Below are 16511 nucleotides of genomic sequence, written 5' to 3'. Positions count from 1 at the left end.
TTAGCTAATTCAATGGTTGATTCCAATCTAAACGATTCCACACGCTGTTTGGATGTATGATCAAATTCCGTACAAAACGTGCCATTGTCACAGCACTCTCACTAGTTGTCTGTCCCCACCAGAATTGTCTTCCTATTAGAAAGCTTGTTCCAAACTCTTGCCAGCTTGAGTATTGTTGTTGAGCAATCCTGGCAACATGTTTTACGAGTTCTAGGGCCTCATCATCTGAAAGGTAGCCAACGAAAGCTCCTTTCCGACACAAGTTAGCATATCTACCCCAATCCCAAGCAGCAATCCCTGCTAATGGAATCCTGTTCATATATGCTTTCACAATTTGATATTCTCTATATTTCTCACTTGTCTTAGAGATCGACTCAATGTAATTTAATTGATCACTCTCAGATAATGTGGAGAGGAAAAACTTCATTTCATCAAATGAGTGCCGATGTCCTTCATTTAATAACCATTGGAGCGATTGATGTAAATCTTCCTTGTTTTCAATTCCCCAGTCTCGGGTCAAGGAATGTTTATTTCTCCGTAAATTTTCCTTGCTATTGGTAAGCTTATAATTATTTTCGAGATCAAGACCATTCATTTCATTCATCACAGCCGCTAGCCCATAGCACCATAATGTAATCTTACTCGTAGGATTTGTTAGAGAAGTATTCGTTATCATGATTTGTTTCTCCCTCATTCATTGTTGTTAGCAAGTATGTAGTGAAAATCTTCTATTTCAGTTACTTCTTGATGTTCTAGATAGATGTTTTCAGGTATTTTTACAGATTTCAATTTAATTTTGAATAGACCCCAAAGAATCCTCTTACCATTAATATGATGTTGAAGTTGCTCATACCACAATTGATAATCCTTATCTTCTGGATCGTCCAGACATGCTTGATCAGCATAAACGAGAGCTTTTTCCATATTCTTTGTTTGATAATATGCCATGCTCAAGTAAATGTTAATGTAGTTCCGATGATCTGACTTGTAGGCTTGTTCCAAATGATTAAGACTTTCCTTATATAATCCCTCATGAAAATAAGCAACGCCTGAATAAAACTGAACTAATGGTACAAAATTGCCTTTCTTACTATACAGTTTGATATATTTTTCCGTCAAAATCAGTGCATTCTTCCAAGATTTAGCGTTCAATAGAAATCGGATACCTTCAAGCAGTACCCATTGCATATCTGATTCTTCACATTTTATTAATCGAACTAGTAATTTATCAATTCTCTTAAATTCACTTTTGTTCCATTCCTTTAATAATACATATAGGGCTCTTTGAGAAGGGTAATAATCATCCGGAAATAGTTCTGACCCTTTACAGTAGACTTCCTTGGCAGCGTTATAATCTCCTATTGCTCGATAAATATCACCTTCTATTACATATCCGTTAGAATCTTCAGGGTGATGCTCTTTACATTTTTGAATAGCTTCTAAAGCAGACTCAAAATCATTATTCTTATAGTGAGCTGTCGCTAGATAATAGTAGGTATACTTGTCATGTCCCCATGCTAGTGCCCTAGACAGACACTCTGATGCTTCTTCATACTGTTGAAGTTGAAAATGACACATGCCTTTTCGATACCAAGCATCTTCCGATTGATATTCATGTTCTAACATAACGGCATGGTCTTGTATTGCTTCTCTATAATTTTTTAATTTATAATGGCAAATCCCTCTGTATACATAAGGTTGCCAATTCAAAGGATTAACTTCAATAGCCCGATCGGCAAAATATATTCCTATAGCCCAATCCTTAATCATTTGATGAGCATTAGATAAAAGACTTAGAACTCGAGTATCATCCGGTTTGATTTTTAGTGCCTCAGACAACTTGCTGATCGCGCCTTTACCATTTTTCAATTTTAAATGAGCGATCCCGTGTTCAACGAGAATATCAAAGCCATTAAGACCTTCTCCTTGAGCAAGATCGAATGCTTTATTAAATATCTTCAAGCATTCCTTCAGTTGGCCTTGTTTGGACAAAGCTTTCCCCCACAGCAAAAACATATCAGAATGAAGCGTGCTAAGCGATTGGATCTCTCTGATCGTCTGACAGCATTCTTGATACAATTCTAAGTCATAATAAAGTTGTGCCAATGTGAGCTTTAATTCGATATTGCTCGGGGAACATGCTACTTCATTTAGGGTGTTTTCCAAGAGTAGCTTGTTTACTTTATACAACCAAATTCTTGAGTCTAAATCGTACGGATGTTTCTCAATTGTAATCTCAAACAGTATTTTTGCCTCAAATAATCTATTATACGATAAATAACAACGGGCTAACCCGTTCATTGCTTGTAGGTGATCAGGCATTTGTTCCAATATATATTGGTAATCCGAGAACGTTTGATTCATGTCACCAGTCTCAAAAGTCAGTTTGGCACGATTAATAAATCCGTCTATGTCAGCGGGGTAAATATCAATAAGCTTGTTAAAAGTGTCGATTGCTTGTTCATTTTCGCCGACGCGAACAAAATATGTCCCTAGCAATCTCAGTAAATCAGGGTCATTTGTGTATAACTTCTGTGCAGCTAACAAACACTCGTAGGCATAATCCAAATTATTGCTAGTTAGTGCAACATGAGCGTCGTCTCGGTACTCGATAAAGTTATCCATATCGGCGTCTTTCGGAAAAAATTCATAGCGTAATCCCCAAGTTTCGGTCACTTTCTCCAATAAGTGATCGATGAAATTTTCTGGATAGGATTCATATAATTGTATTTCTTGTTCCGTCCACATGAAAACCTCATTAAACAGCACCCATACCGGCTGAGGTAAAAAATAATTGTCTTGTAAAAAAGTCAGCACACGCTCGCTTAGTGATTCTTTTAAGCTAGGCTGCCAGTCTTGTTTAGTATTCAGTAAATCTTTCCACATAGATATATTAATTCGATTGGATGGATTATTATATAAAGCTTCCATTTGCTTCATAAAAAGGTTACTAGCAGCTTCAACACTAAGATTTCTCATTTCAGTAGATAGATATGAGAAAGCAGATTCATGAATTGGTGTGGTATTCTTTATTGTAACGAGTTCTGATTCACAATCCTTTACTGTCTGATTAGCTAGGAAAGGTTGCTTTTCTTCTCTATAATAATTTACTTTATGTAGTGCTTGTGCATATGCTTCTCGTAAGTTTTGAAAATCTTCTTGATTACGTTCAGGGTGATAAAATCTTAATTTATTTGCGTAGGCCTGTTTAATCACTTTACTTTCAAGTGAAGGAGAAATCCCTAATAATTCCCATATGTTCATGTAACGATCTCCTTAACAATTTAGATAGTAAATAGCTAAAACGATCAGTAATGAGTACCTTATATAAATCGGAATATTATCTGATTGATTACATTTCTTTATGTATTCTGTTATGTAAGGTTTAGTTAGATAATAATAAGGATTCAGGTGCAAAACATATCTATTGAAGAGGAATAGTTACAAGTTACTGGTAGTTTTCCATACGCCAAACGAAGAAATCATGTTTAAAGAGATATAAAGCCGCCTCGTAGCGCTCCGGTAGTGTATCTAGGGCCTTGTTAATCAGGGTGCGTGTGTTTTTCCCGTGAAACTGCTCGGGACTTAGCTTCGATAACAGAGTCTTAGAATACAATGTTTGCGGTCTAGAGTGCTGATTGCAAGCTAAACCATCGCTCTAGGAGATAGGAATACCTGGGCACCTGTAGCAGGAAGTGATATGTGTTATCCATGGCTGGGGGTTAAGCTCGACAAAGAAATCCACAGATACCCAATTTTGTCGGGTGAGGATTTTGTCAAGGAACATCAAGACTAGTTACTGATGAAGTAATTTATATCTAACTTTATATTTAATCCTCGGTTTTAAGTGATGTTTCCATTTTATTGATTCTATCTTTATGCTTCTCTCCCCAATCCTTCATGAGTAAAATAATAGGTTCCAAAGTCCTCCCAAACTTCGTTAAAGAGTATTCTACTTTTGGAGGGACCTCTTTATAAACCTCGCGGTGAATTATTCCATCTCGTTCCAACTCCCTTAACTGTAAAGTAAGCATACGTTGAGTGATACAAGGATGAAGTTTTCGAAATTCGTTAAACCTCTTTTTACCGTCAATGAGATGATAAAGGATAATACCTTTCCATTTACCACCAATCACATCCAATGTTGTCTCCACTGGACATGCTTCCAAGTTAGAAGAATAATCAAATCCAATTTTTCGATTTCTCATGACATCTACCCCTAACAGTATATTTTTTGATACTATATACAATTAATGTGCGTACTTACTATAGTTTAATATACACCATATAATGATGATATCAAAAGAATGAAAGGAATTGATAATATGAAAACACTAGTACTCGTTGTACATCCGAACATTGAATCCTCTCGAGTAAATAAAAAGTGGAAAGAGGCTCTTTTAAGTGTACCGGGTTTAACCGTTCATGATCTCTATGAAAAATATCGTAATCAACCCATTGATGTAGAATTTGAACAACAACAACTCCTTAGTCATGATCGTATCGTTTTTCAGTTTCCTTTGTACTGGTACAGTAGCCCCTCACTTTTAAAGAAGTGGTTTGATGAAGTGTTTACTTTTGGTTGGGCTCATGGGCCTGGTGGAACGAAATTGAGAGGAAAGGAATGGGTTATGGCCATGTCCATCGGTTCACCTGAACATTCTTATCAAGCCGGTGGATATAATTTATTTTCAGTAAGCGAACTGACAAAGCCGTTCCAGGCATCTGCAAATTTAGTAGGCATGACCTATCTTGCTCCTTTTGTTGAATATCGTTCAAATAGAATCAGTGACCAAGAAATCTCCCAAAGTGCGGTTCAGTATGTAGAGCATATTACCAATATAGAATTAAATCCAGAGATTCGCCTTCGTAACTATCTAAAACAACTAGAAGAAGTAAGTATTCAAGTCGATAGATAAGCAGGTTAAAGTTGTTTTTAATGTTTATCAGTTTTAATGCAATGGGGATAAAAAGCAATCGAAATACCTTGGGGAAAGTTGGCTGATCGGATGAGAGTTAGGAGCCGCACTGAATAAATAGAAAAGTGAACAGTGGTTAGGAAACGAGAAAACGTCCGAATACGAGAAATATCCGGACGTTTCTACATAATGATTTTTCAGTTTAAAAATGAGAATTATTCTTCTGTATCTTTGTATATTTTGGAAAAAAGGATAGAGACAACGAAACAACTACTAAAACAATCAACCAATTTTAGTTTTATTCGTTTCTTTTAATTTCATGAACTGTTATTTAAACCACATACCATCCATCCTTAAATACCCCATTAATCAACCTCATAATATTCCGGATACTTCAAGTATGTGTATTCACAATGTTCCCGTCTTCATTGAGTGTTATTGTATACTCGTATTTTTCTTGTAGCGTTAGCAAAGCATATCCGTCCGCTATATCATAACGGAGTGTTTTGCCATCGTTAAGAACTTCAATTACACCTGAATAGGGAATATATTCTTTATCCAATACAATCATCTCTCTTTCTCTCAGCAAAAGATTCAATTTATTCTTCGTTTTATTAATGTTATTTGGTATTTGGTATTTGATTGTAAGCGGGAATGATTATAAACATTCACTAAATTATTTGAGGAATCAAATCCAACCTATTGAATAAATTCTTCTGTATCAGAAAAGCTTGAATAGCCGCTTGTGGATTGTATATTTAATCGTCGTATAAGACATCTAATTTTCTTGGCGACAAGGACTTATTGATTAATTTGAGTAGGGTAATTACAGATTGTAAATGATTGATGCACTCCAAAATGATTTGGGGAATTAAACCAACCTGTTGACCATATATATTCTTCTGTAATCAAGCTTGTGTATTCGGTATTGTATCACCGTATAAGACATCTAAATTTCTTGGCAACAAGAACTTATTTAATTAACCGGATAAGAGTGATTAAGCAGATTGCATCTTGTTAACCAAATACAGTTAGAAAACGGTGAAAGGAGGTGATGTCAAGCAAATGAATACTAATCATGATCATTTGGAGAGCCCACTTCATTCTAATTCAGAATTACCATACCATTCTACACCGGAAGGATATCAAAAGGTGCCGTTTTGTTGTGTGATTCCTATCCCCCATGGATTTGAACTTACATCTTATTGTAAACCAAAGTTGATCTATCTTCTGAATTGTGTAGGGCTCGTAACAGAAACATGCAGAAAAACGGTAAAAGTTGATGACTGCGGTAATGCAGAAGTTGACTTACACATGTTAAAAGTAAAAGGATGTATCCCTTTTATTACCAATGTAGAAGTGAAACCAATAGATGAACAAACAGGATGTTCTTCTGAGTCCCATAGTAAAGAAATTTCTATTTGTTGTACCGAAAGTATTTGTGTGGATCATATACTGAAATGTAGTGTGGAACGTATCCCTCATCATCACTTGAATTGCCATAATGTAGTCGTTTGTGATTTGAAAGCAATCCCTACACATGAAGATCATTGTCAGTTCGTTAAAATTATGGGGAACTTTCAATTTCATTATGTATAGGATCTGAAAACAAGCATGTGAGCTGGGACCATTTGGTTGGATTTAGAATCCTATAATTATAAGGAGGCTATTGTATGAACAATAACTTTAATGGAAATGGTTTAACACCCATAAATAACAATGTTATTAGTGGGGATCTAGTTACAAATGATTGTACACCATGCCATGGTTTTATTCCCATAAATGTCTTGAGAAAAGATCCATTTCGCAGGATGACAATACAAGAATTAACAAACGAATGGACAGAATGGAAAGAAAATAGTCCCTCTTTATTTACACCAGCAATTGTAGGTATAGTTACCGGTTTTCTTCTTGAGGCATTAAAAAAAGAAGCAAAAGCTCGATTATTACAATTCTTGCATAATCTTTTGTTTCCTGGTAGTAGCACACTTACGATGGAAGAGATTTTACGAGCAACAGAACAATTTGTTAAGCAACAACTTGATACTACAACCTGGAATCGTGTGTCAGGAGAACTAGAAGGTTTGGAAAATAACATAAGAACTTTTAACGATCAAGTAGATGATTTTTTACAAAACAGAATTGGGATTGAACCAACTGCAATCATAGATTCTGTTAATACCATGCAACAATTATTTGTTAATAGAATGCCTCAGTTCAAAATAAGAGGCTATGAAGTATTATTATTACCTTTATATGCACAAGCAGCCACTCTTCATTTAACCTTTATACGAGATGTAATTATACACGCGGATGATTGGAATATACCTTCTGCTCAATTGAACACGTATAAGGGATATCTTAAACGATATGTAGCAGAACACTCTAATTATTGCTTAACTACCTATGATACGGAATTTAAAGCAAGATTTTATCCAAGAGCAACTTTAAGAAACATGGTAGAATTTAAAACGTTTATGACATTAAATGTACTAGACTTTGTTTCAATTTGGTCATTGCTTAAATATGAAAACCTATTTATAAGCACTAGTGCAAATTTATATAATATAGGAAATAATACTGTTAACGAGGGCAGTTATACGATCTCGTATTGGCCGTTCTTTAACTCCTATATTCAAGCGAATTCAAATTATGTACTATCTGGGATATCAGGGTTTGCCTGGCGTTGGTTTTATAGAAATCCCATCTGGGGAGAATACTACCAAGATTCACTTTATTATATTAGAACATCATATGTAGGCGGAATACAAGGACCACAAATTGGCTCTCCGCTTTCTGCAACCGAACTCGAAGATCAAATAGAACAAGAAGCTAGAGCTGATATACCAACAGGCTTTACGGATATCTCATTTAATTGTACATTACGGAATCCGATAGGTGTACCATATTATGCTACCCGCTTCAATGAATTTAGAAATGGAGCATTAGGTAGTGGATTCGGTCGTAGTGACAACTATAGAAGTAATGATAGTACGTGCGGTCTTGGAACTGGCTTTATTGGTGATTGGGTATATTATCCAGACTATTATATCACGAATATTTCTGCAACTGTACAAGATGACGGAACAAGTCCAAATACTACACCGTTATATTTTGGACAAAACAGACCGATAACTTCTGATCGTGGTGTAGATAAAGGTATTGCTATTTATAATAGGAAATCAAATATAGCTGGTACAGCTCAAAATGGTACCATTATACATCAAGCACCTAATGATGGTACTGGTTTTACGATATCTCCATTGCATCCGACTAGTATTTCAGCACCAGGTATTGCCCATATTCAAGAGAATTATGGAAATAGTGGTGATTCACTACGCATAACAGGAACTGCAATAATATTTTACACTCTTTCAGGAAATGGGCAAGATCGCTACAGATTATATTTGAGATTATCTGGAGGTGGATCCATATTAACGAATGTTGATAATGGACCGTCAGGGTATGTAGTATCATTCAATACAGGTACTGATAACGAAGGAGTTACAGATAACGGATCAAAATTTAAAGATTTCGCTCTCGGTAGTACTTCTTTTGTTTTAAATGCAGAATCCCGATTAAAACTGCAAGTTACTGCAACTTCATCTAGTCCAATTGATGTAATGAATATCATTCTTCTTTCAGAAAATGAAACTCCACTTTATTAAATCAAATATTTACTTTTGTCTTTGAGAAGATGTAAATTTGTATGTGTGGGTGAATAAGTAGGGATATTTGTTAAAGCCAAGAAGCTCTTTAATTTGTGCTCTCCTTGGCTTTAACCTGCTGTTGAGTATCTGAGCCGAAATAGGAGCAATGTTAGACAAAGAGGATTCCTGATGAGACATAATTTTCTCACCCACTTTTCCATGCATTCCCAATACTTTATGTTTAGTAGTGTTTGGGTATCTTATAATTGTTATTTTTCTCATTGTTAACCTCTATACAATTCCTTCATTATTTCTTTCATTCTTTCTTCTCGGGATTTCTTTGTTCTTTCTTATTTTTTCTTTATCCCCCTTCTCATCTTCTACATCCTATTACTATTTGCGGTATGAGTAATATAGGAAAATGCTGAAGAAGTGACTGTTAAAGCCAACAGCATCGTAGTTGTACTCAGACCCTTCAGCATTTTAGTTCTTTGTGGTATTAAATTTGTTTTGAAACCCCAAAAGTTACAAACCATTATAATTGTGATTCCTAGAATAAAATGGTTTAAAACAAAAACAATTAAAACCAGATAAGCTCTTAAATAGATTAATTACATTTTTCGGTAAATTCATTCCCTCCTTGTTTATCATTTTTCTCATAAATATATATTGGTGCCTCAAAAAATTATTTGAGGAATGAAATCAACCTGTTATACATATATTCTTCTGTAACCAAAGGCGATATTAGTGTAAGACATCTAATTTTCTTGGAACCAAGAACTTAATTAATAAATCTGAATAGAGTGATTAAGCAGATTGCATCTTGTTCACCAAATACAGTTAGAAAACGGTGAAAGGAGGTGATGTCAAGCAAATGAATACTAATCATGATCATTTGGAGAGCCCACTTCATTCTAATTCAGAATTACCATTCCATTCTACACCGGAAGGATATCAAAAGGTGCCGTTTTGTTGTGTGATTCCTATCCCTCATGGATTTGAACTTACATCTTATTGTAAACCAAAGTTGGTTTATCTTCTGAATTGTGTAGGGCTCGTAACAGAAACATGCAGAAAAACGGTAAAAGTTGATGACTGCGGTAATGCAGAAGTTGACTTACACATGTTAAAAGTAAAAGGATGTATCCCTTTTATTGCTAATGTAAAAGTGAAACCAATTTGTGAACAAACAGGATGTTCTTCTGAGCATCATAGTAAAGAAATTTCTATTTGTTGTTCAGAAAGTGTTTGTGTGGATCATGTACTGAAATGTAGTGTGGAACGCATCCCCCATCATCACTTGGATTGCCATAATGTAGTCGTTTGTGATTTGAAAACAATCCCTATACGTGAAGATCATTGTCAGTTCGTTAAAATTATGGGGAACTTTCAATTTCATTATGCAAAGGATCTGTAAAACGACAAGCATGTGATCTTGAATCATTGGTTGGTTTAGAATCCTAATAATTATAAGGAGGTTATTGTATGAACAATAACTTTAATGGAAACAACTTCAGCGGAAATCATTTAACTCCTATGAATGGCAATGTTATTAGTGGTGATCTAGTTACAAATGAATATACGTCAAGCAATGATTTTATTCCCGTAAATGTATTAAGAGAAGATCCATTTCGCAGGAGAACCGTACAAGAACTAACGAACGAGTGGACAGAATGGAAAGAGAATAGTCCTTCCTTGTTTACACCAGCAATTGTAGGTATAGTTACCGGTTATCTTCTTGAGGCATTAAAAAAAGAAGCAAAAGCTCGACTATTACAATTCTTGCATAATCTTTTGTTTCCTGGTAGTAGCACACTTACGATGGAAGAGATTTTACGAGCAACAGAACAATTTGTTAAGCAACAACTTGATACTACAACCTGGAATCGTGTGTCAGGAGAACTAGAAGGTTTGGAAAATAACATAAGAACTTTTAACGATCAAGTAGATGATTTTTTACAAAACAGAATTGGGATTGAACCAACTGCAATCATAGATTCTGTTAATACCATGCAACAATTATTTGTTAATAGAATGCCTCAGTTCAAAATAAGAGGCTATGAAGTATTATTATTACCTTTATATGCACAAGCAGCCACTCTTCATTTAACCTTTATACGAGATGTAATTATACACGCGGATGATTGGAATATACCTTCTGCTCAATTGAACACGTATAAGGGATATCTTAAACGATATGTAGCAGAACACTCTAACTATTGTTTAACCACCTATGATACGGAATTTAAAGCAAGATTTTATCCAAGAGCAACTTTAAGAAACATGGTAGAATTTAAAACGTTTATGACATTAAATGTACTAGACTTTGTTTCAATCTGGTCATTGCTTAAATATGAAAACCTATTTATAAGCACTAGTGCAAATTTATATAATATAGGAAATAATACAGTTAACGAGGGCAGTTATACGATCTCGTATTGGCCGTTTTTTAACTCCTATATTCAAGCTAAATCGAATCATGTACTATCTGGGGTATCAGGGTTTGCCTGGCGTTGGTCTTATAGAAATCCCATCTGGGGAACATACTATCAAGATCAACTATTTTATATTAGAACATCATATGTAGGTGGAATACAAGGAGCACAAATTGGAAATCCGTTGTCTGCAACCGAACTCGAAGATCAAATAGAACAAGAAGCTAGAGCTGATATACCAACAGGCTTTACGGATATTTCATTTAATTGTACATTACGGAATCCGATAGGTGTACCATATTATGCTACTCGCTTCAATGAATTTAGAAATGGAGCAGTAAATAGTGGATTCGGTCGTAGTGACAACTATAGAAGTAATGATAGTACGTGCGGTCTTGGAACTGGCTTTATTGGTGATTGGGTATATTATCCAGACTATTATATTACGAATATTTCTGCAACTGTACAATCAGACGAAACAACTCCAAATACTACACCGTTATATTTTGGAGAAAACAGACCCATAACTTCTAAGGGTGGTGTAGATAAAGGTATCGCTATTTATAATAGGAAATCAAATATAGCTGGTACATCTCAAAATGGTACCATTATACATCAAGCACCTAATGATGGTACAGGTTTTACTGTATCTCCGTTGCATCCGACTACCGTTTCATCAGCGACTGTTGTCCATGTGCGAGAGAATTATGGAAATAGTGGTGATTCACTTCGCGTAACAGGAACTTCCAATATAGATTACACTATTTCAGGAAATGGGCAACGCTACAAATTATATTTGAGATTATCTGGAGGTGGATCCGTAACTGTATCTGTTAATAATTCACAGATAGGGACAGTAAATGCGTTCAATACAAGTAATAATAACGATGGAGTTATAGATAACAATTCGAAATTTTATGATTTCGATTTACCTAACAATTTTGTTTTAAATGCTCAATCTCGATTAACTTTAAATATTAGGGGTACTTCATCTAGTCCAATTGATGTAATGAATATCATCTTGCTTTCAGTAAATGATTCTCCTCTTTATTAAATCATATATTTACTTTTGTCTTTGATAAGGTATGGAATTGTATGTATGGGTGAATAAGTAAGAATATTTGTTAAAGCCAAGAAGCTGCTTAATTTGTGCTCTTCTTGGCTTTAACTTGCAGTTGAGTATCTGGATTCCTGACGAGACATAATTATTTCACCCGCTTTTGCATGAATCCCCAATACTTTAGGTGAAAGTTTGTATAGTAGTGTTTGGGTATCTTATAATCGTTATTTTTTCATTGCTAACCCCAATTCCTTTATAATTTCATTCATTCGTTCTTCACGGGATTTCTTCGCTCGTTCTTTCTTATTTTTTCTCTTTATCCCATTTTTCATCTTCTGCACCTATATACCATTTGCGGCATGAGTAATATAGGAAAACGTTGTTAGGGGTCGTTACAGAAACATGCAGAAAAACGGCAAAAGTTGATGATATGGTAATGTAGAAGTTGACTTACACAGGTTAAAATAAAAGGATATATCCCTTTTTATTGTCAATGTAGAAGTGGAAACTAATTGTGAATAAACAGATGTTTTGAGCCTCAAGAAATTTCTATTTGTTGCATAGAAAGTATTTGTGTGAATCATGTCCTCTATAGTGTGGAATGCATCCCCCATCATCCTTTGGTTACCATAATGTAGTAGTCTACGCTTGAAAGCAATCTCTATACCTGAAGATCATTGTCAGTTCTTTAAAATTATGGGGAACTTTTAAATTCATTATACATAGGATAGATATCACCATAAGCTGGAACCATTTAGTTGGATAAATAGCCAAGCCCAATGACTATAAGGAGGGGATTGGATGAACAATAAGTTTAATGGAAATAACTTCAGCAGGAATAATTTAACTTCTATGAATGACCATTTTATTAGTGGTGATCTAGTTACCAATGATTTTATTCCCGTAAATACAATGAGAAAAAATCCTTTTCGCAGGAGAACTATACATGAATTATCAAATGAATGGACAGAATGGAAAGAAAATAGCCCTTCCTTGTTTACACCAGCAATTGTAAGGATCGTTACCGGTGTTCTTCTTGATGCATTAAAAAAAGAAGCAAAAAGAAGATTATTACAATACTTGAAAAACCTTTTATTTCCTAATTACAGCATACTAATGATGAAAGAAATTTTACGAGCAACAGAACAATTTGTTAAGCAACAACTTGATACTTTGACCTGGAATCGTGTGTCAGGAGAACTAGAGGGTTTGGAGAATAACATAAGAACCTTTAACGAGCAAGTAGATGATTTTTTACAAAACAGAATTGAGATTGCACCAGCCTCAATCATTGATTCTGTTAATACCATGCAACATTTATTTGTTAATAGATTGCCACAGTTCCGATTAAGTGGCTATGAAGTATTATTATTACCTTTGTATGTACAAGCAGCTACTCTTCATCTAACCTTTATAAGAGATGTTATCATTCATGCTGATGATTGGAGTATACCTGCAGCTCAATTGAACACGTATAAGGGATATCTTAAAAAATATGTAGTAAAACACTCTAATTATTGTTTAACCACCTATGATACTGAATTTAAAGCAAGATTTTATCCAAGAGCAACTTTAGATAACATGGTAGAATTTAAAACGTTTATGACATTAAATGTACTAGACTTTGTTTCAATTTGGTCGTTGCTTAAATATGAAAACCTATTTATAAGCACTAGTGCAAATTTATATAATATAGGAAATAATACTATTAACGAGGGCAGTTATCCGATCTCGTATTGGCCGTTCTTTAACTCCTATATTCAAGCGAATTCGAATTATGTACTGTCAGGGGTATCAGTGCGCGCCTGGCGCTGGTATTATCATAATCCTATCTTTGGACAGTACTCTCAAGATATCCTTTATAATATTAATACATCTTATGTAGGTGGGAAACTAGGAGCAACAGTTGGAGTTCAGCTTTCTTCAAACGAAATCAAAGAACAAGCTAGAGCTGATATACCAATGGACTTTGATAATATTTCATTTAATTGTGTATTACGAAATCCAATAGATGTACCATATTACTCTACCCGCTTCCATGAAATTACTGGTGGATCAGCAGGTGCTGGTGGATACCTTCGTAGTGACGGCTTCAGAAGTAATGATGGTACGTGTGGTCCCTCCTTTCTTGGTGATTGGACGTACTATCCAGATTATTATATTACGAATATTTCTGCAACTATACAAGTAAACGAAACAATTCAAGATACAAAACCGTTATATTTTGGAGAAAATAGACCCATAACTTCCACTTATGGTGTAGATAAAGTTATCGGTGTTTATAATAGAAAAGCAAATATAGCTAGTACATCTCAAAATGGTACCATTATACATTTAGCACCTAATGAAGGTACGGGTTTCACTGTATCTCCATTGCATCCGACTATTGTTTCAAGACCAACTGTTGTCCATATTCGAGAGAATTATGGAAATAGTGGTGACTCACTCCGCATAACAGGATCTACTAGTATAGATTACACTCTTTCAGGGAATGGGCTAGATAACTACAGATTATATTTGAGATTATCTGGAAGCGGAACTATAGTTCCAACTGTTGATAATTTACAGGTAGGGGCGTTAAGACAGTTCGACACCGGTACAGATAACGAAGGGGTTATAGACAACGATTCAAAATTTAAAGATTTCGTATTACCTTCCACTTTTGTTTTAAATGCACAATCCCGATTAAACTTGACTATTACTGCAAGTTCATCTAGTCCAATCGATGTAATGAATATCATTTTGCTTTCAGTAAATGATTCACCTCTTTATTAAATCATATTTACTTTTGTCTTTGAGAAGGTATGGGATTTGTATGTGTGGGTGAATAAGTAGGAATATTTGTTAAAGCCAAGAAGCTGCTTAATTTTGGTGCTCTTCTTGGCTTTAACTTGCTGTTTAATAAGTTTCTTGATTCCTGAGAGACATCGTTTCTCTGCTATTTTTGCCAAAAACAAGTAGCCCCATTAGTAGCTACTTCTCTTAATATTAAATGAATCTCTCATGATAACTCAATTTGTAATTGGCCAGTATCCAGAATGGCAACTTGTTGGCTACTTGATACTGGCTTTGGCTCAAGAAGATCAAAAAAACTAATCTGCTTATTCATTATATATACTTGATCTCTGGAAATGCCACTTTCCTTTTTCACGTAGGATATTATATAATTATACACTTTAGTTTCACTGCTTATTAAACCAAATACTTCTTTCTGATCAAAAGTTAGCTCAAGTGGATTGTAGCTAAAACCAGGTATTCCTCCCTTACGTATTTCTTCAATAATTTGATCTTTGTATGTGTTAAACTTTCTACGGAAGAACTGATTGAAGCTCTGAATCCAATTCATGAACAATACTTCAAAATTTGGTTCAACTGATTTATTTGGGGAAGGTTGGCACAGTTTAAGAGTTTCTTCAGCCAACTGATTCATTTTTAACTGTAAGACTTTTTTGAATTCCTCCTCAGATACAGTTTCTAATCCTTCATCTATATCTTTTGCAGCTAGCTTTTTCCACATTTCAGCTATATTAGCACTATCTAAATTCACTGCAAGTTCCGTCGCCATAGCTGTTTGAGAATCAATTCCGTATTGTGCTAATTCTGATCGATCAATTCTCCCTTCTACCAATAAGGCATGTGCTCTTTTTTGCATAATAGTTCTAAAAACATCCAATTGCTGACTATTCTCATAAACGGGATAATAAATTCTTACCTCTCGATCCTGTCCAATTCGCCAACCTCTTCTACTAGATTGTCTAATTTTATTGATAGAATAGTCTAATTGATTGTATATGTATGTTGGCCACGGCAATAGCGATAGGTAAACCTTTGATGTAATCACCAGTTTTTCCCCCGCTTCACACGGAACGTGACAGTTTCCCGTCATTCCGCGTTCCATCGAACAGATTGACCTTAACTACCCTTGTTGACTAACTTTCGATAGCTTTCCAGTTTCTTGTATTCTTTTGATCCTTTAAATTGCGTTTTCCGTTTTTGGCTTCCGAATATAGTTGATCCTGGATTCTTTTTAAGTCGCTATCTGTTTCCATTTTCAGTCTGTGATCCTTCATAGAGATCACCCCCATGTAACTTCGGGTCCCTCTAGAATTAGCTTTTTAACTTGCATACGACTGAAAAGTTAGCGGTTAGTTTTCCGTCCGACTATGCCCCTTCGCTCCACAGATATTATTCTGCTTCTATGCTACTACGGGCTGCTGCCCTTCAGATACAGTCGTCATTTCCTACGACTTAGTGGTATTACCTCTGATTAGGCTTAACATCCACTTCCGAAGTTCACACGTTGCATTGAACTTAGTATAATTTCACTCCTTTAGGTGCCCTTTTTACTCCGGTCGGTCTGATGTAGGTTTAACGGTAAATTCCTCCTACACCTGACATCCTATTTCAAGGATGCCGTCGATCATCCAACATGAACAGATGATCCACA

12 protein-coding genes are annotated in these 16511 nt (G+C 35.2%); 6 read left to right on the top strand and 6 right to left on the bottom strand.

Going from position 1 to position 16511, the window contains the following annotated elements; translation table 11 throughout:
• Nucleotides 1-4: 4 nt before the first annotated feature.
• The 3 genes from O0550_RS13475 to O0550_RS13465 all read right to left on the bottom strand — a co-directional run bounded on the left by O0550_RS13475 (nucleotide 5) and on the right by O0550_RS13465 (nucleotide 4208).
• On the bottom strand, nucleotides 5-676 hold the full coding sequence (locus O0550_RS13475; RefSeq protein ID WP_258426601.1) for a DUF1266 domain-containing protein: 672 nt from the start codon (nucleotides 674-676) through the stop codon (nucleotides 5-7).
• 14 nt (nucleotides 677-690) lie between these two features.
• The gene (locus tag O0550_RS13470) at nucleotides 691-3264 is read right to left on the bottom strand and encodes a J domain-containing protein (protein ID WP_258426600.1); all 2574 of its coding nucleotides are present in this window, start codon (nucleotides 3262-3264) and stop codon (nucleotides 691-693) included.
• Between the two features lie 566 nt (nucleotides 3265-3830).
• Complete coding sequence (locus O0550_RS13465) at nucleotides 3831-4208, bottom strand: winged helix-turn-helix transcriptional regulator (protein WP_258426599.1); 378 nt, start codon at nucleotides 4206-4208, stop codon at nucleotides 3831-3833.
• Between the two features lie 108 nt (nucleotides 4209-4316).
• Between O0550_RS13465 and O0550_RS13460 the strand changes: the two genes are divergently transcribed.
• Nucleotides 4317-4919 (top strand): NAD(P)H-dependent oxidoreductase, encoded by a 603-nt coding sequence (locus O0550_RS13460; RefSeq protein ID WP_258426616.1) that lies wholly within the window; start codon nucleotides 4317-4319, stop codon nucleotides 4917-4919.
• A 394-nt stretch (nucleotides 4920-5313) separates the two neighbouring features.
• Here O0550_RS13460 and O0550_RS13455 read toward each other — a convergent pair whose 3' ends face one another.
• Nucleotides 5314-5490 carry a hypothetical protein gene (locus O0550_RS13455; RefSeq protein ID WP_258426598.1) on the bottom strand — a complete coding sequence of 59 codons (177 nt, stop codon included), beginning with the start codon at nucleotides 5488-5490 and terminating at the stop codon, nucleotides 5314-5316.
• Nucleotides 5491-5984: 494 nt separating this feature from the next.
• Here O0550_RS13455 and O0550_RS13450 point away from each other — a divergent pair, with 494 nt between their 5' ends.
• The 5 genes from O0550_RS13450 to O0550_RS13430 all read left to right on the top strand — a co-directional run bounded on the left by O0550_RS13450 (nucleotide 5985) and on the right by O0550_RS13430 (nucleotide 14839).
• The gene (locus tag O0550_RS13450) at nucleotides 5985-6518 is read left to right on the top strand and encodes an ABC transporter permease (protein WP_258426597.1); all 534 of its coding nucleotides are present in this window, start codon (nucleotides 5985-5987) and stop codon (nucleotides 6516-6518) included.
• A gap of 74 nt (nucleotides 6519-6592) precedes the next feature.
• Nucleotides 6593-8587: an insecticidal delta-endotoxin Cry8Ea1 family protein gene (locus tag O0550_RS13445; protein ID WP_258426596.1), complete on the top strand. Its 1995-nt coding sequence runs from the start codon at nucleotides 6593-6595 to the stop codon at nucleotides 8585-8587.
• 856 nt (nucleotides 8588-9443) lie between these two features.
• Nucleotides 9444-9986 (top strand): ABC transporter permease, encoded by a 543-nt coding sequence (locus tag O0550_RS13440; RefSeq protein ID WP_258426595.1) that lies wholly within the window; start codon nucleotides 9444-9446, stop codon nucleotides 9984-9986.
• Between the two features lie 68 nt (nucleotides 9987-10054).
• The gene (locus tag O0550_RS13435; protein WP_258426594.1) at nucleotides 10055-12058 is read left to right on the top strand and encodes an insecticidal delta-endotoxin Cry8Ea1 family protein; all 2004 of its coding nucleotides are present in this window, start codon (nucleotides 10055-10057) and stop codon (nucleotides 12056-12058) included.
• A gap of 807 nt (nucleotides 12059-12865) precedes the next feature.
• Nucleotides 12866-14839: an insecticidal delta-endotoxin Cry8Ea1 family protein gene (locus O0550_RS13430; RefSeq protein WP_258426593.1), complete on the top strand. Its 1974-nt coding sequence runs from the start codon at nucleotides 12866-12868 to the stop codon at nucleotides 14837-14839.
• A 226-nt stretch (nucleotides 14840-15065) separates the two neighbouring features.
• Here O0550_RS13430 and O0550_RS13425 read toward each other — a convergent pair whose 3' ends face one another.
• Together O0550_RS13425 and O0550_RS13420 are read right to left on the bottom strand one after the other, a co-directional pair.
• Nucleotides 15066-15905, bottom strand: coding sequence for a hypothetical protein (locus O0550_RS13425; RefSeq protein WP_258426592.1), 840 nt, complete (start codon nucleotides 15903-15905; stop codon nucleotides 15066-15068).
• Nucleotides 15906-15993: 88 nt separating this feature from the next.
• Nucleotides 15994-16134 carry a hypothetical protein gene (locus O0550_RS13420; protein ID WP_258426591.1) on the bottom strand — a complete coding sequence of 47 codons (141 nt, stop codon included), beginning with the start codon at nucleotides 16132-16134 and terminating at the stop codon, nucleotides 15994-15996.
• Nucleotides 16135-16511 lie beyond the last annotated feature (377 nt).

Source organism: Brevibacillus halotolerans, from assembly GCF_026891775.1.
Classification (GTDB): domain Bacteria; phylum Bacillota; class Bacilli; order Brevibacillales; family Brevibacillaceae; genus Brevibacillus_B; species Brevibacillus_B halotolerans.
This window is presented reverse-complemented; position numbering and strand designations above follow the sequence as displayed.